20 protein-coding genes are annotated in these 23,145 nt (G+C 68.1%); 12 read left to right on the forward strand and 8 right to left on the reverse strand.

Features of this window, described 5'->3' with window-relative positions; genetic code table 11:
* Positions 1-67 precede the first annotated feature (67 nt).
* From ACP59X_RS08195 to ACP59X_RS08210, 4 genes are all read right to left on the reverse strand, one after another.
* Complete coding sequence (locus tag ACP59X_RS08195) at positions 68-304, reverse strand: glycine zipper domain-containing protein (protein WP_428567638.1); 237 nt, start codon at positions 302-304, stop codon at positions 68-70.
* A 112-nt stretch (positions 305-416) separates the two neighbouring features.
* Positions 417-902: a hypothetical protein gene (locus ACP59X_RS08200; protein WP_428567641.1), complete on the reverse strand. Its 486-nt coding sequence runs from the start codon at positions 900-902 to the stop codon at positions 417-419.
* A gap of 176 nt (positions 903-1,078) precedes the next feature.
* Positions 1,079-3,073, reverse strand: coding sequence for a YfaP family protein (locus tag ACP59X_RS08205; protein WP_428567643.1), 1,995 nt, complete (start codon positions 3,071-3,073; stop codon positions 1,079-1,081).
* 488 nt (positions 3,074-3,561) lie between these two features.
* A complete protein-coding gene (locus ACP59X_RS08210) occupies positions 3,562-4,398 on the reverse strand; it encodes a hypothetical protein (RefSeq protein WP_428567646.1) in 837 nt (278 codons plus the stop codon).
* Between the two features lie 264 nt (positions 4,399-4,662).
* On the opposite strand from ACP59X_RS08210, the gene ACP59X_RS08215 reads away from it, so the two are divergent.
* From ACP59X_RS08215 to ACP59X_RS08240, 6 genes are all read left to right on the forward strand, one after another.
* The gene (locus tag ACP59X_RS08215) at positions 4,663-6,660 is read left to right on the forward strand and encodes a methyl-accepting chemotaxis protein (protein ID WP_428567649.1); all 1,998 of its coding nucleotides are present in this window, start codon (positions 4,663-4,665) and stop codon (positions 6,658-6,660) included.
* A gap of 303 nt (positions 6,661-6,963) precedes the next feature.
* Complete coding sequence (locus tag ACP59X_RS08220) at positions 6,964-8,463, forward strand: ATP-binding protein (RefSeq protein ID WP_428567652.1); 1,500 nt, start codon at positions 6,964-6,966, stop codon at positions 8,461-8,463.
* Between the two features lie 57 nt (positions 8,464-8,520).
* Complete coding sequence (locus ACP59X_RS08225) at positions 8,521-9,954, forward strand: sigma-54-dependent transcriptional regulator (RefSeq protein ID WP_428567656.1); 1,434 nt, start codon at positions 8,521-8,523, stop codon at positions 9,952-9,954.
* Between the two features lie 186 nt (positions 9,955-10,140).
* The gene (locus ACP59X_RS08230) at positions 10,141-10,512 is read left to right on the forward strand and encodes a response regulator (RefSeq protein ID WP_428567658.1); all 372 of its coding nucleotides are present in this window, start codon (positions 10,141-10,143) and stop codon (positions 10,510-10,512) included.
* 99 nt (positions 10,513-10,611) lie between these two features.
* Positions 10,612-11,871: a sulfite exporter TauE/SafE family protein gene (locus ACP59X_RS08235; RefSeq protein WP_428567662.1), complete on the forward strand. Its 1,260-nt coding sequence runs from the start codon at positions 10,612-10,614 to the stop codon at positions 11,869-11,871.
* A 4-nt stretch (positions 11,872-11,875) separates the two neighbouring features.
* Complete coding sequence (locus ACP59X_RS08240) at positions 11,876-12,589, forward strand: hypothetical protein (protein ID WP_428567665.1); 714 nt, start codon at positions 11,876-11,878, stop codon at positions 12,587-12,589.
* A gap of 547 nt (positions 12,590-13,136) precedes the next feature.
* On the opposite strand, the gene ACP59X_RS08245 is transcribed toward ACP59X_RS08240, so the two are convergent.
* A complete protein-coding gene (locus ACP59X_RS08245; RefSeq protein ID WP_428567667.1) occupies positions 13,137-13,535 on the reverse strand; it encodes a response regulator in 399 nt (132 codons plus the stop codon).
* A 203-nt stretch (positions 13,536-13,738) separates the two neighbouring features.
* Here ACP59X_RS08245 and ACP59X_RS08250 point away from each other — a divergent pair, with 203 nt between their 5' ends.
* The 3 genes from ACP59X_RS08250 to ACP59X_RS08260 are packed head-to-tail and all read left to right on the forward strand — an operon-like array spanning position 13,739 to position 15,904.
* Positions 13,739-14,014 (forward strand): hypothetical protein, encoded by a 276-nt coding sequence (locus ACP59X_RS08250; RefSeq protein WP_428567670.1) that lies wholly within the window; start codon positions 13,739-13,741, stop codon positions 14,012-14,014.
* Positions 14,011-14,793 (forward strand): HD domain-containing protein, encoded by a 783-nt coding sequence (locus ACP59X_RS08255; RefSeq protein WP_428567673.1) that lies wholly within the window; start codon positions 14,011-14,013, stop codon positions 14,791-14,793. Before ACP59X_RS08250 ends, ACP59X_RS08255 begins: the two co-directional genes overlap by 4 nt.
* Before the next feature lie 25 nt (positions 14,794-14,818).
* Positions 14,819-15,904, forward strand: a complete 1,086-nt coding sequence (locus ACP59X_RS08260) for a tetratricopeptide repeat protein (RefSeq protein ID WP_428567676.1) — start codon at positions 14,819-14,821, stop codon at positions 15,902-15,904.
* 235 nt (positions 15,905-16,139) lie between these two features.
* On the opposite strand, the gene ACP59X_RS08265 is transcribed toward ACP59X_RS08260, so the two are convergent.
* Positions 16,140-17,246 carry an acyltransferase family protein gene (locus ACP59X_RS08265; RefSeq protein ID WP_428567679.1) on the reverse strand — a complete coding sequence of 369 codons (1,107 nt, stop codon included), beginning with the start codon at positions 17,244-17,246 and terminating at the stop codon, positions 16,140-16,142.
* A gap of 100 nt (positions 17,247-17,346) precedes the next feature.
* On the opposite strand from ACP59X_RS08265, the gene ACP59X_RS08270 reads away from it, so the two are divergent.
* A complete protein-coding gene (locus ACP59X_RS08270; protein WP_428567683.1) occupies positions 17,347-18,123 on the forward strand; it encodes an MBL fold metallo-hydrolase in 777 nt (258 codons plus the stop codon).
* Here the strand turns inward: ACP59X_RS08270 and ACP59X_RS08275 are convergent.
* Both ACP59X_RS08275 and ACP59X_RS08280 read right to left on the reverse strand, forming a co-directional pair.
* Positions 18,110-19,033, reverse strand: a complete 924-nt coding sequence (locus ACP59X_RS08275; RefSeq protein WP_428567686.1) for a hypothetical protein — start codon at positions 19,031-19,033, stop codon at positions 18,110-18,112. The two genes, ACP59X_RS08270 and ACP59X_RS08275, sit on opposite strands and share 14 nt — an antisense overlap.
* 88 nt (positions 19,034-19,121) lie before the next feature.
* Positions 19,122-19,784 (reverse strand): C40 family peptidase, encoded by a 663-nt coding sequence (locus tag ACP59X_RS08280; RefSeq protein WP_428567690.1) that lies wholly within the window; start codon positions 19,782-19,784, stop codon positions 19,122-19,124.
* A gap of 312 nt (positions 19,785-20,096) precedes the next feature.
* On the opposite strand from ACP59X_RS08280, the gene ACP59X_RS08285 reads away from it, so the two are divergent.
* Positions 20,097-21,671: an ASKHA domain-containing protein gene (locus ACP59X_RS08285; RefSeq protein WP_428567693.1), complete on the forward strand. Its 1,575-nt coding sequence runs from the start codon at positions 20,097-20,099 to the stop codon at positions 21,669-21,671.
* Positions 21,661-23,136, forward strand: coding sequence for a small ribosomal subunit Rsm22 family protein (locus tag ACP59X_RS08290; RefSeq protein ID WP_428567696.1), 1,476 nt, complete (start codon positions 21,661-21,663; stop codon positions 23,134-23,136). The genes ACP59X_RS08285 and ACP59X_RS08290 overlap by 11 nt, the downstream gene beginning before the upstream one ends.
* Positions 23,137-23,145 lie beyond the last annotated feature (9 nt).

Consider the following 23,145-nt stretch of genomic DNA (forward strand, 5'->3'; position numbering starts at 1 on the left):
CTTCGCGGGCAACGCCGAAGAATAATTTCTTATTCTTTAATAACCCTCGGATGTTACAGGGACGCTGCTAATAGCCGCGTTTTTCCTGTTCGTGGCCGATGAGGCCGCCGGCGATGCCGCCGAGGGCTCCGCCAACGCCCGCGCCGATGCCGGCATTGCCGCCGGCGATGGCGCTGATGGCCGCGCCGGCCCCGGCGCCGATAACCGCGCCGGACAGGGCACCCTGCTGGGTCTTGGTCATGTTGGTGCAGCCCAAGGCGCCGACGAGCATGACGGCGGCGACAAGCAGGCTCAGTTTCTTCATGGTGTCCTCCTTTACTGCTGGGCCTCCGCTCGACCGGTTCGAAACGGAGGGGAGCACGCCTTCCCGTACATATAATACCGGAAGACGGCTTGTGAACGGTGCGCGGCCGGGCCTACTGGGCGGCTTCCTTGGCCTTGGCTTTGGCCCGGGCCTTGGCTGCGGCCTTGGCCTCGGCCCGCTTCTCCTGCAGGGCCGCCTTGGGGTCGGCCTGGCCGATGTCCGTGGCGCCGAAATTGGGCTGGGCCAGGTCGTACCACATGATTTCGACCACGGGCCGGCGCAGCTTGTCCGGGTGGTCGGCGTACCATTTGTCGATGGCCGCCACCATCTGGTCGAAGGTATAGGGCGAAAGGCCCTTGGCCCAGGCGTTGATGGTGCTGTTTTGGGCCGGCTTCTCGCCTTGCACTTCCTGATCGAGCTCGATGATGGTGGCCGCGCCGACCAGGAAGGCCTTGCGCTCCTGGGGCGAGGATTGGGTCCAATGCTCGCCGGTCACCACCGGGATCTGGTAATCCGCGGCCCGGGCCGGGGCCGCCACGGCCAGGGTCGCAGCCAGGACCAAGCCGCCCGCCAGCCGCCACATGCCGGATGCCTTCATTGCACGCCTCCTTGAGAACTCCCGGTGCCGGGGCAACGGGGACGCTGTGACGCGCCGCCAGACGGGCACCATGCCCGCCGGCGAACGGCGCATGCTATTTCTATGCGGAAAAACGGCGAAAATGACAAGGCGAACCGCGCCGCCCCGAACGGACCATGGCCGGGGCGGCGCGAGGGCTAGCGGGCCGGAGGGGCCTTGAGGCGTTCCTCGGCCGGGGGAATGGGCACGGTGATGTCAATTTTGCCGTCCGTGCCGCGCCGCACGAGGGGGCCGGTCAAGCCGGAAGTGGGCTGGACCGGGGTAATCGTCACCACGTCGTCCCAGTCCGGGCCGGTGGCGTTGGGCCCGGTATTGGTGCTGCTCTCCGCGGTGAGCACCCCGGAGTAGGTCGTGGTGGTGGCGCTGTCGGTGCCCTCGTAGAGTTGGACGCTGACGTTGTAGGAAACGGGGACAACTTCCTCGGCCGAGGAATGGTCGCTGTAGTAGTGGACACGGACCTTGTAGGGCTCGTCCCAGCGCACGGTTTTCGTGTCGAGCAGGGTCCAGTGCTCGGGGCCGTAGCCGTATTGAATGTCGTAATCGAGCACGCCGCCATCGGCCGTCGTCTTGTGGTAGTAGCAGGAGTAATCGCCGTTGGGGTCGACGACGTAGAGGTCGATGTCGGTATTGCTGCCGCCCCAGGTCAGGGTGACCAGGATGGTCGCCTTGCCGGTCAGGAGGTTGAGGACGAAGCCCTCGTACAGGTTGTTGAGGGCGTCCACGCTGTTGTTTTTGCTGTCCAGGCCGTACGTCAGGAAGAAAAGATTGTTCTTGCCGTAGGCCAGGCTCACGGGAATGCTGAAACTGCCATCCTCCTTGACCTCCCCGGTGAAGGTAGTCTTCCCGTTGAGGAGGATCTCCATCTTATTGACGACGATTTCACCGCTTTCCACTTTGCCGGCGATGGTGACGGTGCGGTCCGTGACCTGCTGCTCCGTGGTGTGGGAGGTGATGGTGATCTTGGCGTCGGAACTGCCGTGGAAACCGGTCGAGGCATCGGCGTAGATGCGGTCGTAGGGCTCGGTGTACATGGCGCCCTGGCCAAGCATACGGATTTTGGTAAAGCCGGTGTAGGGCAGGAACTGCTTGTTGCTGCCGTCGTAGTGGACGGTGGAGGCCAGGCCTGGGTTGTTGGGGTCGTAGACGGCGATGGTGCCGTAGGCGGTGTTGTCGTAGGCGAGCACGGCATGGGCGTTGGAGGAGCCAGGCTTCTGGGTCAGGTAGAGCATGACGGGGTTCTTGGTGTTTTTGAGCAGCGAGCTGATGCTGGCGTAGGTTTTCTCGTCGGACATATTCTGGATGGCCGAGAGCTTGGGGAAAAACGTCGTCCACATCCGGGAAAACGACGTATGGGCCCGGGTGGCGATGATGTCCTGCCCCTTGACCGTCAAGCCGCTGACCGGGCTGACGATGTCCTCCATGAACTTGCCATAGAAGCCCTGGCCCTTGTTGCGGTAATACCAGAGCGAAAATCCGGTCATGCCGTAGCATTCGCCATCGGGGTTGTAGCTGGAGCCGGCGTTGCCGATCTGGAAGCCGTCGGAGCCCGGGCGATAGCTGGTATGGCCGCCCTCGCCGATGATGGCCGACCAGATCTCCGCATACAGCGAGGCGTGGAAAGTGTAGTAGGTGACGGTGCCGGCCACCTCGTCGATTGTGCCGAGGTCGCAGGGTTGCACGGAGTTGTCCGGGGCGATGTAGTAGGGCACGGGAACGAGGCTGGTGTCGGCCGGCAGGGGGACGGTGATTTCCAGGGGTTCGTCGAAGGTGGTCTGGCCCGAGGTCGTGATGTCGATGACCCGGCCCGAGAAGGTGCCCGAGACGGGGGCGAGCCGGCCGCTGTTGGAGGCGATGGTGAAGGTCGTGGCCTGTTTGATGGCATTGGGCGGAACGGTGATGGTCACGCCGGCCAGCGGGCCCTGGCTGAAACTGATGGAGCCGCCGGAAACCGGTATGAGTTGACTGCCTTGCTCGGTCGACGTGCCTGGAATGAACTTGATGCCTTTGTATTTCCCGGGACCGGAGCCGCTCATGACCGGAATCGTCAACAGCAGGAGGTCATCCGCTGCGAAGCTTGGGCCGGTGGGGAGGAGGGCCAGGACAAGGACAATAAGCCAACCGAAACGTTTCATGGCGTTCCTCGGGTGTTATTTGTCCATACTGCTCGGTTCTCGCTTGGTACATCCCGCGCTCCATTGCCGTTTCATTGCGTTGCCGTCGGGCAGCTGGTTGTCGCCGGAGAAGAATTCGTTCCATACTACTAAGGCCTTTTTAAAAGAGATGTCAACGCGGAACTGGGCACATGCATCACAACATTTATGAAAACAATAATTGAATTATGCAAGGATATGTCTGCGCCGCAGCAGGGTGTGTATGCCGTTCGAAGCGGAAGATGCGTAGAAAATACGGATGATGCCAATGGTGCAACGGGGAGATCGTTTGGCTGATACAGCGCAGCGTATGAAAAGCGCCTGTCATGCCCTGGAGGTTTTCAGGCCGCTGCGCTTGCGTTGCGCCGCCTGTTGCTGGGGCAGGCGGCGCGGAGCGGCCCGAGAGCGGGCAGCGGCCCCAGGAGGCCCAAGCGGGGTACGGGCTGGGCAACCGGCCGGCGGGCGTGCGCTTAACGCCGTTGTTCCCTGTCTTCGAGGAGCCAGGTGGCGGCCTGGTCGGCCTCGTCGCGGGAAAAGCGCCAACGCTCGAAACGGTCGGTGTTGTGGGGGGCGTTTTCCTCGTGGATGAGGACATCGTAGTCCACCACCATGACGGTGCGCCTGTCTTCCTGGCGCTTGTCGGCGAGCTTGGCCTCGACGAGGAGGATGTCGGGCTCGGGCGGCGGCGAGGCGGGCAGGCTTTGGCGCAATTTGGCCAACAATTCCGGCGTCACAAACGAGGCGAGGTCGTCGAAGTCGCGTTTGGCGATGGCCGCCACGATGCGCGAATAGGCCAGCTTGGCCCCGGCGAGGAATTCCGCGTCCGAGCCGGGGGCGGCGGGCGGCGTGGCGGGGCCGTCCTTGGACGGCGCGGATTGCAGGTAGGCCCAGGTGGCGGCGGCGTTGGAATACATGTCGGGCTTGGGGCGCGGGGCACCGGAGCCGGGCGGGGTGCCCGGGCCGGGCGGGCTGCCGGGGTCGGGCGGTGAAGCCTCGCGCGGGGGGGGCGCCTGCCCGTCCCGGGGCGTGGCCGGGTCATCGGCCCGGTTCCCGGGTTTTTGCCGGCCGAGGATCAGGCGCAACACCAGGAAGATGGCCAGCCCGATGACGAGGAGGTCGAACACCCGGGGGCCGGTGAAGGGGTCGCCGCGCAGCAGGCTGCCCAACAGCCCGCCGCTGAGCATGTCGGCCGCGGCCGTTTGCGGGGCCAGCGCGGCCAGGGCCAAGGCGGCCGCGGCCAGGGCCAGCCGCCGGTGGCAACGGCGGCGAACCGGGCGGGATGCGGGAAAGGCGGTTTCTTTGTCCATGGCCTAGGGTCTGACAAAGGCCGGCGGGCAAGTCAATGCGCCCCTCTTGACGGAGTGTAAAATATCCTGACACAGATGGTGGTCACGATTCGTGGGGCGGCGCCAAAACGTGATGGAAATCACATGTTCGGGTTGGCATGGCCTTTGCGAACCCATCCCTTCAAACCTATTTTGCCCGGCCGGGCCGCGCCTGTGGCGGCGGTTGGGGGAAGGGCTAGGGGCTGTCGCATTCCGCGAAAGCCGTTCTCGTCGTACGGGGGTATTATGAGCGTGCGGGGCAAGCTCTGGTTGTTGCTGGGCGTCTGTGTGCTGGGTTTTGCCTGTTCCCTGGCGGCCGACCGCATCGGCGCCTCGTACGAGGCGCGCTGCCGTTCCCTCGAGGGCCTGGCCGCCGACGCCTATCTGGAGCTGTTGCAGGCCCGGCGCGAGGAAAAAAATTTCCTCATGCGCATGGATCCGTCCTATGTGGAGCCGGCCCTGGCCCACGCCGACAAGGTCAAACGCGACATCGAGAAACTGGCCGGCCAGGACGAGGCCTTGGCCGCCGAGGTCCGCGACGCCCTGGACGAACTGGCCGTCTACCGCAAGGGCTTCGAGGACCTGGTGGCCATCGAGCGGCGCAAGGGCTTCGACGAGCGCCAGGGGCTCATGGGCGATTTCGTCGCCGCCGCCCGGCAGCTCGACGACAAGTTCAAGCCCGTGACGGACAAGGATTTCCAGATCGAGCTTTTAACCGTGCGCCGCCACGAGAAGAACTGGCAGCTGCGCGACGAGGCCGGCTACGTGGACAAGGTCGGGGCCTCGGTGACGCGCCTGCGGACCATGGTGGACCAGAGCCCCGAGATCCCGGCGGCCGAGAAAAAGGCCTTCACCGGCGTCATCGACGCCTACCAGCGCAGTTTCACCGCCTACGTGGAGGCGGCCGCAAAGGGGAAGCGGGTGGCCGAAGCCATGGTGCAAAGCGGGCGCAACCTCATGCCCCGCTTCGAGAAGATCGGTAAATTCTACGCCGACCGCCGGGCCGAGGTCCAGGCGATGGTGGACTGGGCCACCGCCGCCGTCCAGGCCGTGCTCGGGCTGGCCGTGCTGGCGGTCATCCTGTGGATCATCCGGGGCCTAACCGCTTCCCTGGCCTCCCTGGGCGCGTATTCGCGCCTGGTGCGTTCGGGCGACCTGGACGCCCGGCCCACCGGCCGCTTCGAGGCCGAGTTCGCCGCCCTTCGCGACGACATCACGGCCATGGTGGACAACCTCAAGGAAAAGATGCGCGAGGTGGCGCAAAAGCAGGACGAGGCCACGAGGCAAGCCCAGGCGGCCGAAGAGGCCGTGGCCGAGACCCGGCGCAAGGAGGCGGAACTGGCCGCCACCCTGGAGCGCATGCGGGCCGTGGCCGACCAGGCCGGCGGCATTTCCCGGCGGCTGTCCGAGGCCGCCCAGGAGCTTTCGGCCCAGACCGAACAGGCCGCCTCGGGCGTGGAACTCCAGCGCCGCCGAGTGGACGAGACCGCCGCGGCCATCGGCCAGATGAACGCCACCATCCTGGAGATCGCCGACAATGCCGGCACGGCCGCCCGCATCGCCGGGGAGACCCGCGACGAGGCCGCAACCGGGGCCGAGGTGGTCAGGCGGGCCGGCGCGGCCATGGCCAAGGTCAACGGCATCGCCGCGGCGCTGAAAACCGACATGGCCGGCCTCGGCCAGGAGGCCCAGTCCATCGGCCAGGTGGTGGGCGTGATCAACGACATCGCCGACCAGACCAACCTGCTGGCCTTAAACGCCGCCATCGAGGCGGCCCGGGCCGGTGAGGCCGGGCGCGGCTTTGCCGTGGTCGCCGACGAGGTGCGCAAACTGGCCGAAAAGACCATGGTCGCCACCAAGGAAGTGGAGGCCCGCATCCGGGCCATCCAGGACGCCGCCGGCGGCAACATCAAAAGCATGGACCAGGCCGTGGCCGCCGTGGCCGAGGCCAACGGGCTGTCCGAAAATTCCGGCCAAGCCATCGCCGCCATCGTCGGCCACGCCGACGCCACCAGCGGCCAGGTCCAGTCCATCGCCGCCTCGGCCGAGGAGCAGTCCGCCGCCTCGGAACAGATCAGCCGGGCCATTGCCGAGATCAACCAGGTGGCCGAAGACAACGTGGCCGGGGTGGACGCGACCTCCCGGGCCGCCCACGACCTGTCCGGCATGGCCGAGGAACTGCAGCAGCTCATCGACCGGTTGCGCGGCGGCCGGGGGGAAAGCCCCCGGGCCCTGGCCGCCTGAGCCTCCCCCGCGCCTGGAGGCCGGGGCCGGCCGGCGGCCCCCGACAGAGAGCCGTCACGTCGTGCGGCTGCCGCTGGTCACGACAGGGTCGTGGCCCTGCCGGCGGAGTGCATCGGGAGGCCCTCCTCCCCGGGGGAATCTGCGGCTGGCCGGCCTGCTCCACACGGCAGGCGGCAGCGGCCGCCCGGCCGGCCGGGACGTTGCCACGGCCGCCCGCGGCCGGTAAGAGGCTGGTGCGTCGGGCGGGTGCTGCCGGGCGCCCGGGCCGCCCGCCCAGTTTGCCGCCAAGGAGACGCCGCCCCCATGAAAGCCGCCGCGAAAAAGGCCCGCAGCCCGGCCGCCCTGGCCCACATGGGGCTGCGCACCCGGGTCTACCTGCTGCTGGGGGGGCTGTTGCTGGTCAACATGGCCGGGCCGGTCATCATGGTCTGGTACGCGGCCATGGCCCGCGACCTCTATACGGCCACGGCCGACAAGGACCTGGCCGCCCTGACCGCCGCCCACGAGCTGGAAAACGCCCTGCTCAACCAGAAGGGCTATGCCACCTATTTCTACCTGAGCCAGGACCAGACCTGGCTCGTCAAGCTCGACGAGAGCCGGCGGACCTTCCAACTGTGGCTGGAGCGGCTGCGCGAGCAGGTGGAGGCGCCCGAGGCGGTTGCCCTCCTCGACGGCATCGAGGCGGCCTACAAGGACTACGCCGAAGCCAAGGACAACGTCATCCGCCTCTACCAGCAGGGGCGGGTCGAGGCGGCCAAGGGCCAGCACTGGGCCGTGCGCGAGGATTTCGACGGCCTGCGCGAGCTGTGCGAACGGTTCAAGGATTTCTTCCGGGCCCGCATGCGCGAGACCGGCCAGGTCTACCTGGAGCGCACGGACCTGGTCATGGGCGTGGCCGTCATCGGCGTGGTCATCAACGCCACCCTGGGTTTTTTCCTGGCCTACGTCCTGGTCGGCCAGATCCTCGACCCCATCCGCCGCCTGGCCCGGGGCGAGCGGGGCAAGGAGGCCCTGGCCGGCTTTTCCGACGAGGTCAAGGCCATCGGGGAGAAGTTCCGCAACCTGGAAAAGGACGTGGACAAGGCCCACACGGACCTCATGCAGTCGGAGAAGCTGGCCCTGGCCGGTCGGCTGGCCGCCGGCGTGGCCCACACCATCCGCAACCCCCTGACCTCGGTCAAGATGCGGCTTTTCTCCCTGGAGCGCGGGCTCAAGCTCACGCCCTCCCAGCAGGAGGATTTCGAGGTCATCGCCGAGGAGATCGGGCACATCGACACCATCGTGCGCAATTTCCTGGAATTCGCCCGGCCGCCCAAACTGACGGCCCAGCCCGTGAGCCTGTCGGTGGTGGTGGACACCACCCTCAACCTCCTGCGGCACCGCCTGGAATCCTACAACGTCGCCGTCTCGGTGGAACGGGCCCGGATGCTGCCCGAGATCAACGCCGACCCGGACCAGCTCAAGGAGGCCCTGGTCAACCTGGTGCTCAACGCCTGCGAGGCCATGGTCGAGGGCGGGAGCCTGTGCATCCGCGAGGAAGTGGGCCTGCTCGAACCCCACGGCCGGGTGCTGGCCCTGCGGGTGACCGACAGCGGGCCGGGCGTGGACCCGGCCCTGCTCGACACCATCTTTCAGCCCTTTTTCACCACCAAGGGCGAAGGCTCGGGCCTGGGGCTGCCCATCGTGCGGCGTATCGTCGAGGAACACGGCGGCTGGATCACCATCCAGTCCCCGCCCGGCGGCGGCGCCACCTTCACCATGGTTTTTCCGTGCCAGGGGGAACGGGGATGGCACAGAGCCTAGCCCGATCGGCCGGGTCGCCGCGCCCTGGCGGGGCGAGGTCCGGGGGAGGGGCCTGACATGGCGCAGATATTGATCGTCGACGACGACCACCAGTTGCGGGTCAGTTTCGAGCGGCTGCTGGCCGCCGAGGGCTACGACGTGCGGGCCGCCTCCTCGGGCGAGGCCGGCATCGCCGCCGTGCGCGAGGCCATGCCCGACGTGGTGGTCATGGACGTGCGCATGCCCGGCATCTCGGGCCTCGAGGCCTATGCCGCCATGCGCGAGATCGAGCCGCGGCTGCCGGTCATCATCATGACCGCCTACGGCACCACGGACATCGCCATCGAGGCCACCAAGATGGGGGCCTACGACTACATATTAAAGCCCTTCGACATCCCCGAGACCCTGCGCCTGATCGACAAGGCCGTGGCCGCCGCCCGGTCCATGCGCGCCCGGGTGGCCGTGGGCGAGGAAGACGCGGCCGCCACCGCCGATGCCATCATCGGCAAGAGCCCGGCCATGCAGGAACTCTACAAGGCCATCGGCCGGGCCGCCCCCACCGACGCCACGGTGCTCGTGCGCGGCGAATCCGGCACCGGCAAGGAACTGGTGGCCCGGGCCGTCTACCAGCACAGCAACCGGGCGGAGCGGCCGTTTCTGGTCATCAACTGCGTGGCCATCCCGGAAACGCTGCTGGAATCGGAGCTTTTTGGCTACGAGAAGGGGGCGTTCACCGGCGCCTCGGGCCGCAAGGTCGGCAAGATCGAGCAGGCCAACCACGGCACGGTCTTCCTCGACGAGATCGGCGACATGCCCCTGCCCATCCAGGCCAAGATCCTGCGCCTGTTGCAGGAGCAAAACGTCGAGCGCCTGGGCGGGCGCCAGGTCATCCCCGTGGACGTGCGCATCATCGCCGCCACCAACCGCGACCTGGAAGAGGCCGTGCGCCGGGGGCAGTTTCGCGAGGACCTCTATTACCGGCTCAAGGTCGTAAGCCTCTCCATGCCGCCCCTGCGCGAACGCCCGGGCGACATTCCGCTTCTGGTGCGCTATTTTCTGGCCCGGTTCGCCCGGGAGATGGGCCAGGTGGACCCCGGCGTGGCGCCGGCGGCCCTGGAGTTTCTGACCGCCCAGCCCTGGCCGGGCAATGTCCGCGAACTGGGCAACACCGTCAAGAAAGCCCTGATCTTCAACCTCGGCGCCCCCCTCGGTCTCGACGAGGTGCGCAAGGCCCTGGGCGAACCCCTGCGCAACGAGGCCGGCCCCGACCCCGAGGCCGCCGAAAGCCTCACCCGGCTCATCCGCCGCGAACTGGGTTCGGGCCGCGAAAGCCTGTTCGAGGACCTCATGGACCGCTTCGGCCAGCAGGTCATCCGCGAGGCCCTCAACGCCACCGGCGGCAACCGCAGCCAGGCCGCCAGGCTCCTGGGCCTGTCGCGGCCCACGCTTTTGGCCAAGATCGAGAAGTACGGCCTGCGCATCGAATCCCGGGTGCGGCCGGCCGATTCCTGACACCCCTCCCGTCCGTTTGACGTCCTGTAAAAAATGCTGACAGCCCGTGCGGTCCGCTTCGCCGCGACGGTGTTGTTCTGTTTAATTTTATATTGTCATTCCAAGCCATTGGCTTAGGGCGGGCGGTGGTGCGTCTTGGCATGGGAGTTGCGAAAGGGGGTGTCGAAACCTTGTCGGGGGAACAGCGTGGATCGTCCAAGGGCAACACTGGTCATCGCCGAACGAAACGCCAACATCCGGGAGCTTTTGCGCCGGGAATTCGGCCGCGAAGGCTATGCCGTGCTGACGGCGGGCTCGGGGGCGGAAGTCCTGTCGCGCCTGGCGCTGGCGCAGCAGGTGGACTTGCTGGTGCTCGACGCCGAGATGGGCGGTCCCGACGGTTCGGTCCTTTTGCCGCGGCTTTCGCGCGAGTTTCCGCAACTGCCGGTGGTGCTGCACGGCTACGCCGGCTTCGAGGCCGGGCAGGGCGGTGCGGCCCGGGTGGAGAAGGACGGGGACTTCGAGCGCTTAAAAAGCGCGGTGCGCCAGGTGCTGCGGCCCATGGCGGGCAGCGGCTGACCGGGGCGGGCAAGGCGGCGGATGCTGGCGGCGCAAGCGTCGCGGGGCCTGGCGGGGATGCGCCCCGCGCGTTCGACACAACTTACGGAGGAAGCGAAAATGGGGTTCGGTAGGCAAGTCTTTGATTTCCTGAAGGCGGCGTCGGTCGCCCATGCCCAGTGGGACATGGAAGTGTCCACGTCCATCCTCAAAAACCGCAAGAAACTGCTGTTCCTGATGGTCCTGGCGCTGCCCATCCTGGCGGTGTCCTTCGTCGAGGCCGGTGATTTCATCGGCGGCAAGACGGCCTACGGACCGGCCTTTTACACCACGCAAATCTTTCTGGTCTCCATCGCCGTGGGCCTGGCCGCCGGGCTGATCACCGGCTGCATCGGCGCCGGCGGCGGCTTCATCATCACCCCGGCGCTGATGGCCGCCGGCGTCAAGGGCATCCTGGCCGTGGGCACGGACCTGTTCCACATCTTCGCCAAGGCCATCATGGGCACGGCCGTGCACAAAAAGCTCGGCAACGTCTCGGTGAAACTGGCCATCGCCTTCCTGATTGGCTCCGGCGCCGGCACCTTCGTCGGCGGCGCCATCAACAAGGGCCTCTACAACAAGGACCCGCTGCTCTCCGAGTTCTTCATCAGCACCATCTACGCGGTCCTGCTCGGCTTCCTGGGCTTTTACGCGCTGATCGACTACATCGTGGCCAGCCGCAAGGCTTCCGGCGACGACGCCCACGGCGGCAGCCACGGCGGCCCGGCCGGCACCACCGGCATGGCGCTGAAGCTCCAGAACCTCAACATCGCCCCCATGATCACCTTCGACGAGGATTTCGTGCCCGGCGGCAAGCGCATCTCCGGCTGGATCGTGGCCGCCGGCGGCGTGATCGTCGGCATCCTGGCCGCGCTTATGGGCGTGGGCGGCGGCTTCGTCACCTTCCCCATGTTCGTCTACGTCTTCGGTGTGTCCTCCATGACCACCGTGGGCACGGACATCCTCCAGATCATCTTCACCGCCGGCCTCGGCGCCATCGCCCAGTACGCCATCTACGGCTACGTCTTCTACACCCTGGCCATGGGCATGCTGTTGGGCTCGCTTTTGGGCATCCAGGTCGGCGCGCTGACCACCAAGGTGGTCAAGGGCATCCACATCCGCGGTTTCTACGCCATGTCCATCATCGCCGGCTTCATCAACCGCGTGGCCACCTTGCCGAAAAAGTTCGTGGAACTGGAATACATCAACATGTCCAAGGACATGGTCAACGCCATCGAATACGTGGGCAACATCGTGTTCTGGATCGTGGTGGCCATCTTCGGCGCCTGGGTCATCGGCAAGTTCATCGTCAACATCGGCGTCCTGCGCCAGGAGGGGTAAGGAGATGCTCGTTACCGACAAGAAACTGTTCATCAAGGGCATACTGCTCCTGGTGTCCTTCACCGTAGTCTTCATATTGATCTTTTCGCCGATCTTTCCCGGCGGGGTGAACGGGCTGCACTTCTCCGACGACCTGTTCAACAAGCTGTCCAAGGGCTCGTCCTACTTCATTCCCAAGGTGGCTGCCGAAGCCAAGGCCTTTGAGGGCAAGCAGATCAACGTCGAGGTGAAGTTCAAGACCGCCGACGATACGAAAATGGCCCAGACGCTGCTCACCAAGGTCGGCGGCAAGGCCGAGGCCAAGGGCGACGCCCTGGCCATCAGCGGCGACCTGGGCGCCATGCTGGCCAAGGTCCTGGAAGGCGCCGACGAGCTCTACAAGGATCAGGACGCCCAGATCCAGGCTTTCTACGGCATGGATGGCAAGAAGGCCATGAAGGGCTGGTGGACGACGCTCAATACCATGATCAAGCCCCTGCAGAAGGTCAAGCAGATCGAAGAAGCCAACATACTCAACACGGTCAACCAGAAGGCCATCGAGCCGGCCTACAACTTCTACGGCATCCCGGCGGAAAGCATCATGACCAAGATCCCCACCGTCGCCGGCCTGCTCATCTTCTACGTCGTCTACACCATGTGGTACGGCTACGGCATCTTCGACATCTTCAACGGCATCGGCATGTCCATGAGCAAGTCCAAAATCAAGAAGGAAGCGTAGACCCCACGCCCCTCCATAAGCCGGCGCCCCGGACCGTTGCGCGACGGTCCGGGGCGCCGTGTTTTTGGGGCCGGGCGCAGGTGAAAACGCGGGAAGGGGGTCGGGTCATCGGGCCTGAGGCCCGCCGGCAAGAGCCGCGCGGGCTGGCCGGGCCTGCGCGACGGCAGGCGGCCAGGGTGCGCAACGCCCCATCAGGAGGCGGGCAAGCAGGCTGGCCGGGCAGTGCGATGGCACGCGGCAAGCGGGCCAGGTACTCGCGGACAGGCAGGGCGAACGAGTGGCCGGGCTGGCAACCGGGCAAGGCGCTTCACAACCGGCGGGCCGAAGTGGTGGTCCTGGGCGCCGCGACGCCCCACGGCAGCGCGCAGGGCGCCTCGCCGACAGGCTCGGGCGACGTGCCCGGGGCACAGCGGGGTCACGCGGCAAAGGCGTGGAACACTCCGTGAGGAGGCGGGCCAGGCAGGCTGGCCGAACGGTTTGCCGGGACGCGGCAGGCGCGCGGGGCGCCTCGCCGACCGGCAGGGCGGGCCAGGCGGGCTGGCCGGGGCTATTCGATGACGCCCAGGTTCTTGAGCAGATGCAGCAGCATGTGCTTGTCGATGGGCTTGGGCACGTAGGAGGTGGCGCCGCCCTTGTAGTAGGCTTCCACCACGTTTTTCGGGTCGTCCAGGGCCGTGGTCATGATGACCTTGGCCTCCCGGGAGGGTGCGATGCCGCGTTCCTTTTCGATGGCCCGAATGGTGCGCAGCGCCGTCTGGCCGTCCATCTCCGGCATCATGATGTCCATGCAGATCAGGTCGTAGGGATTGTCGTCGTCCAGGGACTGGCTGAAGGCCTCGACCGCTTCGCGCCCGTTGACCGCGATGTCGACCTCGCCGTAGGGGCCGAGGATCTTCTGCAGAATCTTGCGGCTGGTGAAATCGTCTTCGACAACGAGCACGCGCATCGACGCCTCCCGCGAACTGGCGAATCCCGGCACCGGAAACATGCCCGGGAAGGGGCGGCCCTTGGCCGGTACCCTTGAAAACTTGTAGGCGCAACCGCCGGAAAAGGCAATGCGCGGCAGCCGCGGCGGGAGCGGCATCTTGCAAGGCGGCCTAAAGCCGCGTAACAAAGATGTGCTGCGCACATGGCGCCAAGGGAGCATGCATGGGTTGGGGACAGGATCTGCTGTTTTACGCCGCCAGCAATGTGGAGCCCAGCTGGCACAAGACCTGGCCTTTCGGGCCCGGGCTTGAGGAGGGCTTGCTGTCCGTGGTCCTCAAGGGGCTTTTCATCCTGGCCATCCTCGGTGGCATGGCCTGGCTGCTGCGGTATCTGTTTGGGCCGGGAGGGCCGCTTCGGGACAAGGAGTTCGACGAACCCGACCCGGAAGCGCCGCCGCGCCCCGGCCAAACCCACGGCGAGGACCGGCGCGAGCCATGATCGGCCGGACCCTCGACTGGTTCGAGGATTTCGTCGCCGGGGGCGGCATGGCCGATGCGGCCGACACCGCCCGGCTGGAACTCAAGCGACAGCACTGCCTGCTGGTCATGGCCGAGGCCAGGGACCAGGCCCGGGAACTGGGCCTGACGCCGCGCCTGGTCGACTTGGCCACCGTGGCCGGGCTCGTCCACGATACGGGCCGCTTTCCCCAGTACCGCCGCTACCGGACCTTCCGCGACGCCGACAGCGCCAACCACGCCGTCCTCGGCCTGCAAGCCCTGGCGCGGCAGGGGGGGCTTGGCCACCTCGCCCCCCGGGACCGGCTGCTGGTGCGCCTGGCCGTGGTGGCCCACAACCGGCGGGCCCTGCCCAGGCGCCTGGCCGCCGGCGGGGACGCCGAGGCACTGGTTCTGGCCCACATCGTGCGCGACGCCGACAAGCTCGATATCGTGCGGGTCATGCGCGACCATTTCCAGGCCAAGGGGGCGAAGGACGAGGTGGTCTTCCTCGGCCTGCCGGACGACCCCGAACGGTACAATCCGGCCGTGGTCGCCGATATCGAGGCCGGGCGTATCGGCAACTACAACGACATGGAATCGGTCAACGATTTCGCCCTGCTCCTTTTGAGCTGGATCAACGACATGTACCATCCGCGCACGCGCCGGCTGTTTTTTGCCCGTGGCCATGTCGACGCCCTGTTCGGCCAGTTGCCGGACACGCCGGCCATGCGGGCCTTTGCCGGGCGTTACCGCGAGCGCTTCGGCCCCGAGGCTCCCTGACCAGACCGCAAGCAAAGGCGCTGCCATGGATTTTTCCCCCGTCCTCCTCGATACCGTGGTGATCGTCGGCAAAAACGAGGAAAGCGCGCGCCGCGACCGGCGCAGCGTGGCCGCCTTTCGCCCCCGCCGGGTGGAAGTGTTCGCCTCGGGCGAGAAGGCCCTGTCCTTTCTGCTCGCCAACCGGGCGGATGTGGTGCTGCTGGACAGCCCGCTGGAGGATATGGATGGCCTCCAGTTCCTGCGCGTCGTGCGCCGGGACCTGCGCCTCAAGGACGTGCCCGTGGTCATGGTGACCGCCGCCAGCCAGCGCGACAAGGTCCTCGACGCCATTGCCGTGGGCTGCGCCGGCTACATCCTGCGCCCCTATTCCGAGGAGACCTTCGCCAAGCACGTGTTGCGCGCCTGCCAGGTGGAGCGCGTCACCGAGATCGAGCGCCAGCAGATCGAGGACGCCCGGGAAATGGTGGCCATGGGCAACTTCGACGACGCCATCGAAGCCTTCGAGGAGATCATTTCCGAACAGAACATGGCCCAGAAATACTACGACATGGGCTGTCGCTGCCTGGTGCGCCAGAAATACGGCCAGGCCATCATCGCCTTCAAGAAGGCCATCAAGATCAACGACCTGTTCGCCGAGGCCTACAAGGGCCTGGCCGATGCCTACAAGGGCAAGGGCGAGCTCGAGCCCTTCAAGCGCTACATGCAAAAGGCCGCCGAGATCCATGCCCAGTTCAACCGCATGGAAGAGACCAAGGAACTTTTTATCGAGATCCTCAAGTACGACGCCACCACGCCCAACCCCTTCAATTCCCTGGGGGTGAAGCTGCGCAAGAGCGGCGACCTGGCCGGGGCGCTGCACGCCTACGGCCAGGCCCTGTCCTTGACCCCCGAGGACGAGAACATCCATTTCAACATGTCCAAGGCCTATTATTTCATGGGGGATACCGGCCGGGCCAAGGACTGCGTGGAAAAGGCCCTAAGCTACAATGCCGGTTTCGACGAAGGGCGCAAGCTCTACCGCAAGCTGTTCGGCCGCGAATACCCGCGCCCGCCCGAGCCGTCGGCTCCGGGCGCCGCCGGCCGCACCGTCCACGCCATGCGCGACCTCTGACGCGCGGCGATGGCGCGGCACGGGGCAGCCGCGCCGGCCAACGTGGTAATCCGGCGCACCGGTCACGGCGTCATGGACGATGGTGCCGCGCGGGGCAACCGCCTCGGCCAACGGGCGCCGGCTTGTCGCGGTCCTGTTTCGGCCTGCGGGCCGGTTGCGGCACGCGGCAAACGCTGCGGCAAACGGCCGCCTCGCTGGCGCGGGGCGGCCGTTTGCGTGACAGCGGCGGGCGGTGTCAGCCCCGGGCCTTGGCCCGGGCCTCCAGGGCGGCCACCAGCCGGTCCTGCCACACCGACAGCAGCCCGGAAAGGGGCAGGCTCAGGCAGCACAGGAGCACCATGGCCGCGAAGGGGTGCATCAGGCCCCGCAGCAGGTCCGCGCCGTAGCCGAGGATGGGCTGGTGCAGCAGGTAGAAACTGTAGGAGGCGGCGGCCGCAGCGGCGACCAGCGGCTTCGCTCCCCAAACGGCCAGGCGCGGCCAGGCGAAAAGCGAGCCGCCCACGCCCAGGCAGGCCGCCGTCAGCAGGATGTGGGCAAAGGGCATGGGCAGGGCGTTTTTGAACAGGATCGCCAAGGGCAGGCAGAAGTACGTCAGGCCGGCGAAGGCCAGCCGCCACGAGGACGGCACGCCCGTGACCGGGTCCACGTCCTCGCCCCCGGCGGCGTCCCGGGCCTTCCAGGCCAGGGCGAAGGCCATGCCCAGGGCGAATTCCGGCAGCCGGTAGGGCAGGTTGAAATAGAGCATGTAGTCCCAAAGGGCCGCCGTGGTGCTCACCTTGGCCAGAAGGGCCAGGGCGAGCCACAACCCCCAGCCCAGGCCCAGGCAGGCCCACAGCGCCCGGCGGGTGCCGCATTTCTGGAAAAACCGCAGCAGCAGCGGGAAAAACAGGTAGAATTGGGCCAGCAGCCCCATCCACCACAAGGCCGGCTCCAGGCAGAAGAACCGGGCCGGGTCGAAGGTCTGGACGAAGAAAACCTTTTCGGCCACGCAGGCGAGCAGGGCGGACAGCGGCATGGCCGCGGCGAGAAGGGCCACCAGGCTCCACAGGGCCAGGGACAGGTAGTACTGGGGCACGATGCGGCCGAAGCGGCGGCGGAAGAAGTCCGCAAACCCCAGGGGCGGCTTGCCGCCCGGGGCGGCGTGGGGCAGGGTCAACACGAAACCGGTGATGGCATTGAAGACCACCACGCCCAGATAGCCTTGGCTGAGGATGTCGCCGAGGAGGGGGCCGAAGGGGTTGCGTGCGCCGCCCTCGGGCAGCACGGTCCAGAGGTGGTAGAAGAAGATGCCGGCCATGGCCAGCACCCGGACGCTCTCGATCTGGGTGACGCGCCGTTGCATGCTCGCTCCTTGGGCGTGGGGTTGCTGCGGGGAGGCCAACCGTCCCGGCTCCGGGAAGGTGTCGGAAAACGCGCCGTTAGGCAAGCGGGGGGAGGGTGCCGTGCGGGTGACGTTCGTGGGCGTGGGCGAGGCCTTTGACGAGGCCCTGGCCAATACGAGCCTGTTCGTGGAGGCCCGGGGCGCGGGAGGGCGGGCGACGGTGCTGCTCGACTGCGGCTTCACGGCCGGGGCGGCCTTTTTCGCCTGTCCGGCCATCGATGCCCGGGAGCGGGAGGCCGGGCCGGACGCCGTGTGGATTTCCCACTTCCACGGCGATCATTTTTTCGGGCTGCCGTATCTGCTGGCCCGCTGGCACGAGGCCGGCCGCGACCGGCCGCTGGCGGTTTTTGGCGGTCCGGGCGCCGGGGACACGGTCGCGACGGTTGTGGACGCGGCCTATCCCCGCCTGCGGGCCAAGCTCGGCTTTGCCTTGGATGTCCGGGAAGTCGCGCCGGGCGGGGCGTTCGACCTGGCCGGCCTGGCCGGCCGGGCGGCGGCCACCGGGCATGGCGTGCCCTGCCTGGCCCTGCGCCTTGCGGACGGGGAGCGCGCTCTCTATTACAGCGGCGACGGCCCGCCCACGCCAGCGTGCCGGGAACTGGCCATGGGCTGCGACCTTATCGTGCAGGAGGCCTACGGCCTCGCCCCCGGCATCCCGGGCCACGGCTCGCTGGAGGAGGCCCTGGATCTGGCCCGGCTGTCCGGGGCCACGGCCCTGGCCGTGGTCCATGTGCGCCGGGAGTTGCGCCGGGAGCGCGGGCAGGACATCCGCCGCCTGCTCGCCGCCGCCGGCCATCCCTCGGGCCTGCCCGAGCCCGGCGCGGTCATTGCCCCGTAGGGGCGGGGCCGGCCTCGCGGGAGGCGCTTTCGATGGCCGAATCGCCGACCACGAGGAAGCTGCCGGGATGGGACACCGGGGCATGGGCCTCGCCCAGCAGTTCCCTGGCCCGGTAGCTGTCGTCGGCCAGCATCCGCTCGTAGTGGCGGTCGAGGATGCCGCGATGGTCGATGAAGGCGTTGGCCGCCGCAGAGATCCGCACGCAGCCCTTGGAATCCGGCCCGCCCAGGCGCGGTTCGCCCTGGTCAGGGTCGGTTGCGTGCATGAGCAGGCGCATCTGGCTCTCGTAGATGCCCTGGCGGAACTGCCGCGGGGCCTGCTGGTAGCCGAAGTCCCACACCCGGCTGCCACGGCCGCCGAGCCCCCGCCAGCCCTTGGCGTTCTTGGTGCCGGCCGCCCGGTAGCCCCAGTTGTCCGTCAGGTTTTCGTACACGCCCAGGGGCGTCAGGAAGGAGTCTTCGCCGACGCGCAGCTTGCCCGAGGAGAAGAGGTCGGCGCCGAGAAAGACCACGTGCCGGCCGGGGGCGTCGTAATAGGCCAGGAAAAGGACCTGCGTGGCCGGGTTGCGGTCGACGTAGAGGAAGCATTGGCTGAGGTTCGCGTCCAGGCCGGCGGCCCGAAGCTTGGCCAGAGCGTCGGCGCGCAGGCGGTTGCGGTAGGTAAGCGGCGGATCGCTGATCAGGTCCACGCGCTTGTGGCTGTTTTTGCGGCCGAAACGGGCCACGGTCCGGTCCGTCACAGCCTGTTCGAACGCCGCGGCCAGACTCTCCAGTTCTTGCCGCAGGACCGGATCGCCGACCTGGGTCAGTTCGGCGGCGACGAAGGCGGGCGGCCGGTCGGCGGCCCGGGCCAGACCCGGCGTTCCTCCGGCAACGGCCAGCAACAGGGCGACAAGGGCAACTCCGGCCACGCGGCATATTCCCGGACGAAAAAGCGGGCTCCCTGCCTCAGGGAAACCCGCTTGTCTTTTTCGAATCCGCGTCGCGTGGCCGGTCGAGCTAAAAGACCCGGCGGCCTCCGGCATAATGGGTCCTCCAGTAGTCCTCTTCGAGATGGCTGATGGTCACGGACTTGCCGTTGCTGGCACTGTGGATGAACTTGCCGTTTTCCAGGTAGATACCGACGTGGTTGACGCCGCGCTTGGAGCGGAAAAAGACGAGGTCGCCCTTGCGCAGGTTGTTTTTCGCCACCATCTTGCCCACCTGGTACTGCTCGCGCGAGGACCGGGGCAGGTGGATGCCGTAGCGGTTGAAAACCCAGGTGGTGAATCCCGAACAATCGAAGCCGGTGTCGGGATTGCAGCCTCCCGAGCGGTAGCGGGTGCCGAGCTGGGTGTGGGCGGTGCGCAGCATGCGGTCGAAAACGCCGCCCTTGCGCTGCACCGCAGCCAGCTCGAAAAGGTTTTCGCTCAGGATGGGTTCGGGGCTGGCGACGACTTTGGGTGTGGAGCCGCCGAGATCGAACAGGTTGCCGGAGAGGAGGTTGGGTTCGGCTTCCGCTTTCAGGCGTTCCTCGGGGGCCGCCTGGGAGCCGCTGGTGAGAAAGTCGTTGCGGGCGTTGAATCCCTGGTATTCGTCGAACTTGTAGGAATAGGTTTTTTGTTTCGAGGAACAGCCGGCGACCAGAAGGGCCAGCAGGGATACCAGGACAATCGGTTTCAATTTGCGTAGCGTTCGTGCGTGTGCGTGCGCGTCGGTCAAAATTCTTCCTCCTTGCTGGAGTTTGCTGGCCGGGGCCGCGTCCACGTGGCGAAAAAACAACCCGTCGTGGCGCGCAAGCCGGCGCAACCTGATTCGCGTTGACGAACGCGAAACACCTGCTACAATAACCCGCTTTCCACGGAGGGTAGAAGAGCGTTTAAAAGAATTGAAATTTGAAGTCAAGGCAGTTTTGACAATTTAATAATTTGAAACGTAACGACTTCCCGGGAGGGGGCTTGTCCCGGCGGGGAAATTTAAGGATGTTCGCCGCAAATGACAAACCGTATTTTTGTCGCCCATCCCGACGGCCCGCGCGAAATCCCGGTCGGGCCGGGCGATACCGTGGCCCGGGCGCTTTTTCGCGCCGGGTATTTCGTCGGCGCGCCGCTGTGCGCCGGGCTGGGGCGATGCGGCCGCTGCCGGGTCCGCTACCTGTCCGCGGCGCCGCCGCCCCTTGTGGCCGAAACCCGCCGCCTGGGCGAGGCGGCCGTGGCCGCTGGCTGGCGCTTGGCCTGCCTGCGCCCGGCCGGCGGGGGCGAACGCCTGGAACTGGCCGCGACCGGGCCGGCCCCGGCCTACGACAAGGCCTTCCTGGCCCTGGCCGGCCCGCAGGACGGTGCGCTGGGCCTGGCCGTGGACCTGGGCACGACCGGCCTGGCCTGGCGCCTGCTGGACCTGGCCGACGGCCGGACCGTGGCCGAGGGCCGGGGGGTCAACCCCCAGCTTGGCGCCGGCGGCGAGGTGGTCTCGCGCCTGGCCTTCGCCCTGACTCCGGGCGGGGGCGAGCTCCTGCGCCGGCTCGTTCGCGACGAACTGGCCCGGTTGGCCGCCCGGGCCGGGAAACCGCCGGCCGCGCTGTGCGTGGCCGGCAATACGGCCATGATGGCGATCCTGTGCGACAAGCCCCTGGAAGGCCTGGCCCATGCGCCCTACGGGCTCGCCTGGGCCGGCGGCGAAACCGTGGCCTTGGGCGGCGGGCTGGGGCCGGCCTACGTGCCGCCGCTGCTCGGCCCTTTCGTCGGCGCGGACATAAGCGCCGGGCTGACCGCCCTTACGGCCCGCAAACCGGCCTATCCGTTCCTGCTGGCCGACCTCGGCACCAACGCCGAGATGGTCCTGGCCCTGGCCCCCGGCCGCTACCTGGCCGCCAGCGCCCCCCTCGGGCCGGCCCTGGAAGGCGTGGGCCTCACCGACGGGGCCATGGCCGGGCCGGGCGTGGCCGTGGATTTCGAACTCTCCCCCGCCGGCCTGGCGCCGGTCCTGTACGACGGCCCCGAGGCCGACGGGCCGCCGCGCGGCATCGCCGGTCCGGGCTATCTGCGCCTGGCCGCCATCCTGCGCGAGCAGGGCGTGCTTGACGCGGACGGCCGTTTCGCCCAAAACCCGGCCCCGACCCCGCTTGGCCGGCGCTTGCAGGCCCGGGTGTCGCGCCGGGGCGGCGAGGCCGTTTTCGAGGCCCACGGCTGCCGGCTGTTCGCCACGGACGTGGAGGAGCTGCTCAAGGTCAAGGCCGCCTGCAACCTGGCCATGGCCGGGCTGCTCGGGGCGGCCGGGCTGCCCACGGCCGGGCTTGCCGCCGTGTACCTGGCCGGGGCCTTTGGTGCCAACGTTGCCCCCGATGCCCTGGAAACCCTGGGTTTTTTCCCGCCGGGCCTGGCCTGGCGCACCACGATCGCCGGCAACCTTTCCCTTTCGGGCGCGGCCCTTTTTTTAACCGATCCGGCCTGGCGCGCCACGGCCGAGGCCCTGCCCGGACAAACCGCCATCGTCCCCCTGGTCGCCGCCGCAAGCGGTGGCGCCGGTGGCGATCCCTTCATCTCCAGGATGGTGTTCGCCTATGTCCCCTGATGCCCCGACTGCGCCCTCCCCGGCGCCCAAACGGCTTTTCCCGCCCCTGGCCCCGGCAGTCACGGCGGCCCTGGCCGCCTATCCCGGGCTGCTGCGCCGGGCGCTCGGCACCACGCCAAGCCTTGAGCGGGCCTTGCCCCGCCAGGTCCGCGACCTGTCCCTGTCCCTGACCGCCGAGCGCGAAGGCGGCCCCAAGCCGGGCTATCTGAGCGACCCGCGCACCCTGGCCGCCTACGCCTGGTATTTCCTGCCCTGGAACATCCTGCGGCTGTCGCGGCTGCTGCCGGCCCTGCCCCTGGAACTGCCCGAGGACGGCCTGGTGTGCGACCTGGGCAGCGGGCCGCTGACCTTTGTCCAGGCCTTGTGGCTGTCGCGGCCCGATTTGCGGGGCAGGCGGCTGCGTTTTCTGTGCGCAGACCGCTCCCGTCGGGCCTTGGACCTGGGGCTGGCGCTTTTCGCCGGCCTGGTCGGTTTCGATCCCCTGGCCGAGGACGCCCCCTGGCGGGTGCGGCCGGTGCGCGGCGAATACTGGCAGGGCCTGGCCGATGGGGCGGCGCTGGTGGCCATGGTCAACGTGGCCAACGAACTGGGCGGCGGCGGGCGCGAGCCGCTTGCGGCGCGCATGGAACGCCTGGCCGGCCAGTTGGCCGACAGCCTGGCCCCGGGGGGCCAGGCCCTGGTGGTCGAGCCGGGGACGCGCCTGGGCTGGCGCTGCCTGCTGGGGCTGCGCGAGGCGTTCGGGGAGATGGGGCTTGGCCTGGACGCGCCCTGCCCCCATGGCCGGGAATGTTCCCTGGTGTCCGGCCGCACCCGGGCCTGGTGCCATTTCACCATGTCGCCGGCCGGGGCGCCGGCCTGGCTGACCAGCCTGTCCGAACGGGCCCAGCTCGGCAAGAACCGCCTGAGCCTGTCCTTTCTGCTGGCCCGCAACGCGCCGCCGGCCTTCCCCCGGGATACGGTGCGGGTGGTTTCGGGCGCCTTTTCCCTGGCCGATGCGCCGGGTTCGGCCGTGTACGGCTGTTCCGGCAAGGGGCTGGTCGTGCTCGTGGCCCCGGACGGCCGGGTGCCGCGCCCGGGGGACGCCCTGGAACTGCCCGTCGCGGACGAGGCGCCGCGCGACGCCAAGTCCGGCGCGCCGCGCCTGCGCCTGCCCGGCCATGACGCGCCCGCCGTCCCGCCGCCCGGGCGGGAGCCGGCCGCGCCGGCCGGCCGGTCCCCGGGCGGCCGGGCGCCCAAACAGCGCGACCCGGACACCGCCCCGCCCGCCGGCCGGCCCCGCAAACCCGGCCCCAAGGCCGCGCCGGCCCGTCCACCGCGCCGGTCCCCCAAACCCGGCTCCCCCAAACCCGGCTCGCCCAAACCCGGCTCCCCCAAACCCGGCTCGCCCACGACCCGGCCGGCGGGCAAGGCCCCGTCGCGGCCCTCGGGTCGGGGCAAGCCCAAAACGGAACCGCGTGACGGTTAGGGCGGGTTG

Source organism: Solidesulfovibrio sp. DCME (assembly GCF_049995385.1).
Taxonomy (GTDB): Bacteria; Desulfobacterota; Desulfovibrionia; order Desulfovibrionales; family Desulfovibrionaceae; genus Solidesulfovibrio.

What these genes read in the sequence shown, in the direction of transcription:
- ACP59X_RS08195 (WP_428567638.1), bottom strand. Translation starts at nt 304, where the DNA reads ATGAAGAAACTGAGCCTGCTTGTCGCCGCCGTCATGCTCGTCGGCGCC.
- ACP59X_RS08200 (WP_428567641.1), bottom strand. Translation starts at nt 902, where the DNA reads ATGAAGGCATCCGGCATGTGGCGGCTGGCGGGCGGCTTGGTCCTGGCT.
- ACP59X_RS08205 (WP_428567643.1), bottom strand. Translation starts at nt 3,073, where the DNA reads ATGAAACGTTTCGGTTGGCTTATTGTCCTTGTCCTGGCCCTCCTCCCC.
- ACP59X_RS08210 (WP_428567646.1), bottom strand. Translation starts at nt 4,398, where the DNA reads ATGGACAAAGAAACCGCCTTTCCCGCATCCCGCCCGGTTCGCCGCCGT.
- ACP59X_RS08215 (WP_428567649.1), top strand. Translation starts at nt 4,663, where the DNA reads ATGAGCGTGCGGGGCAAGCTCTGGTTGTTGCTGGGCGTCTGTGTGCTG.
- ACP59X_RS08220 (WP_428567652.1), top strand. Translation starts at nt 6,964, where the DNA reads ATGAAAGCCGCCGCGAAAAAGGCCCGCAGCCCGGCCGCCCTGGCCCAC.
- ACP59X_RS08225 (WP_428567656.1), top strand. Translation starts at nt 8,521, where the DNA reads ATGGCGCAGATATTGATCGTCGACGACGACCACCAGTTGCGGGTCAGT.
- ACP59X_RS08235 (WP_428567662.1), top strand. Translation starts at nt 10,612, where the DNA reads ATGGGGTTCGGTAGGCAAGTCTTTGATTTCCTGAAGGCGGCGTCGGTC.
- ACP59X_RS08240 (WP_428567665.1), top strand. Translation starts at nt 11,876, where the DNA reads ATGCTCGTTACCGACAAGAAACTGTTCATCAAGGGCATACTGCTCCTG.
- ACP59X_RS08245 (WP_428567667.1), bottom strand. Translation starts at nt 13,535, where the DNA reads ATGCGCGTGCTCGTTGTCGAAGACGATTTCACCAGCCGCAAGATTCTG.
- ACP59X_RS08250 (WP_428567670.1), top strand. Translation starts at nt 13,739, where the DNA reads ATGGGTTGGGGACAGGATCTGCTGTTTTACGCCGCCAGCAATGTGGAG.
- ACP59X_RS08255 (WP_428567673.1), top strand. Translation starts at nt 14,011, where the DNA reads ATGATCGGCCGGACCCTCGACTGGTTCGAGGATTTCGTCGCCGGGGGC.
- ACP59X_RS08260 (WP_428567676.1), top strand. Translation starts at nt 14,819, where the DNA reads ATGGATTTTTCCCCCGTCCTCCTCGATACCGTGGTGATCGTCGGCAAA.
- ACP59X_RS08265 (WP_428567679.1), bottom strand. Translation starts at nt 17,246, where the DNA reads ATGCAACGGCGCGTCACCCAGATCGAGAGCGTCCGGGTGCTGGCCATG.
- ACP59X_RS08285 (WP_428567693.1), top strand. Translation starts at nt 20,097, where the DNA reads ATGACAAACCGTATTTTTGTCGCCCATCCCGACGGCCCGCGCGAAATC.
- ACP59X_RS08290 (WP_428567696.1), top strand. Translation starts at nt 21,661, where the DNA reads ATGTCCCCTGATGCCCCGACTGCGCCCTCCCCGGCGCCCAAACGGCTT.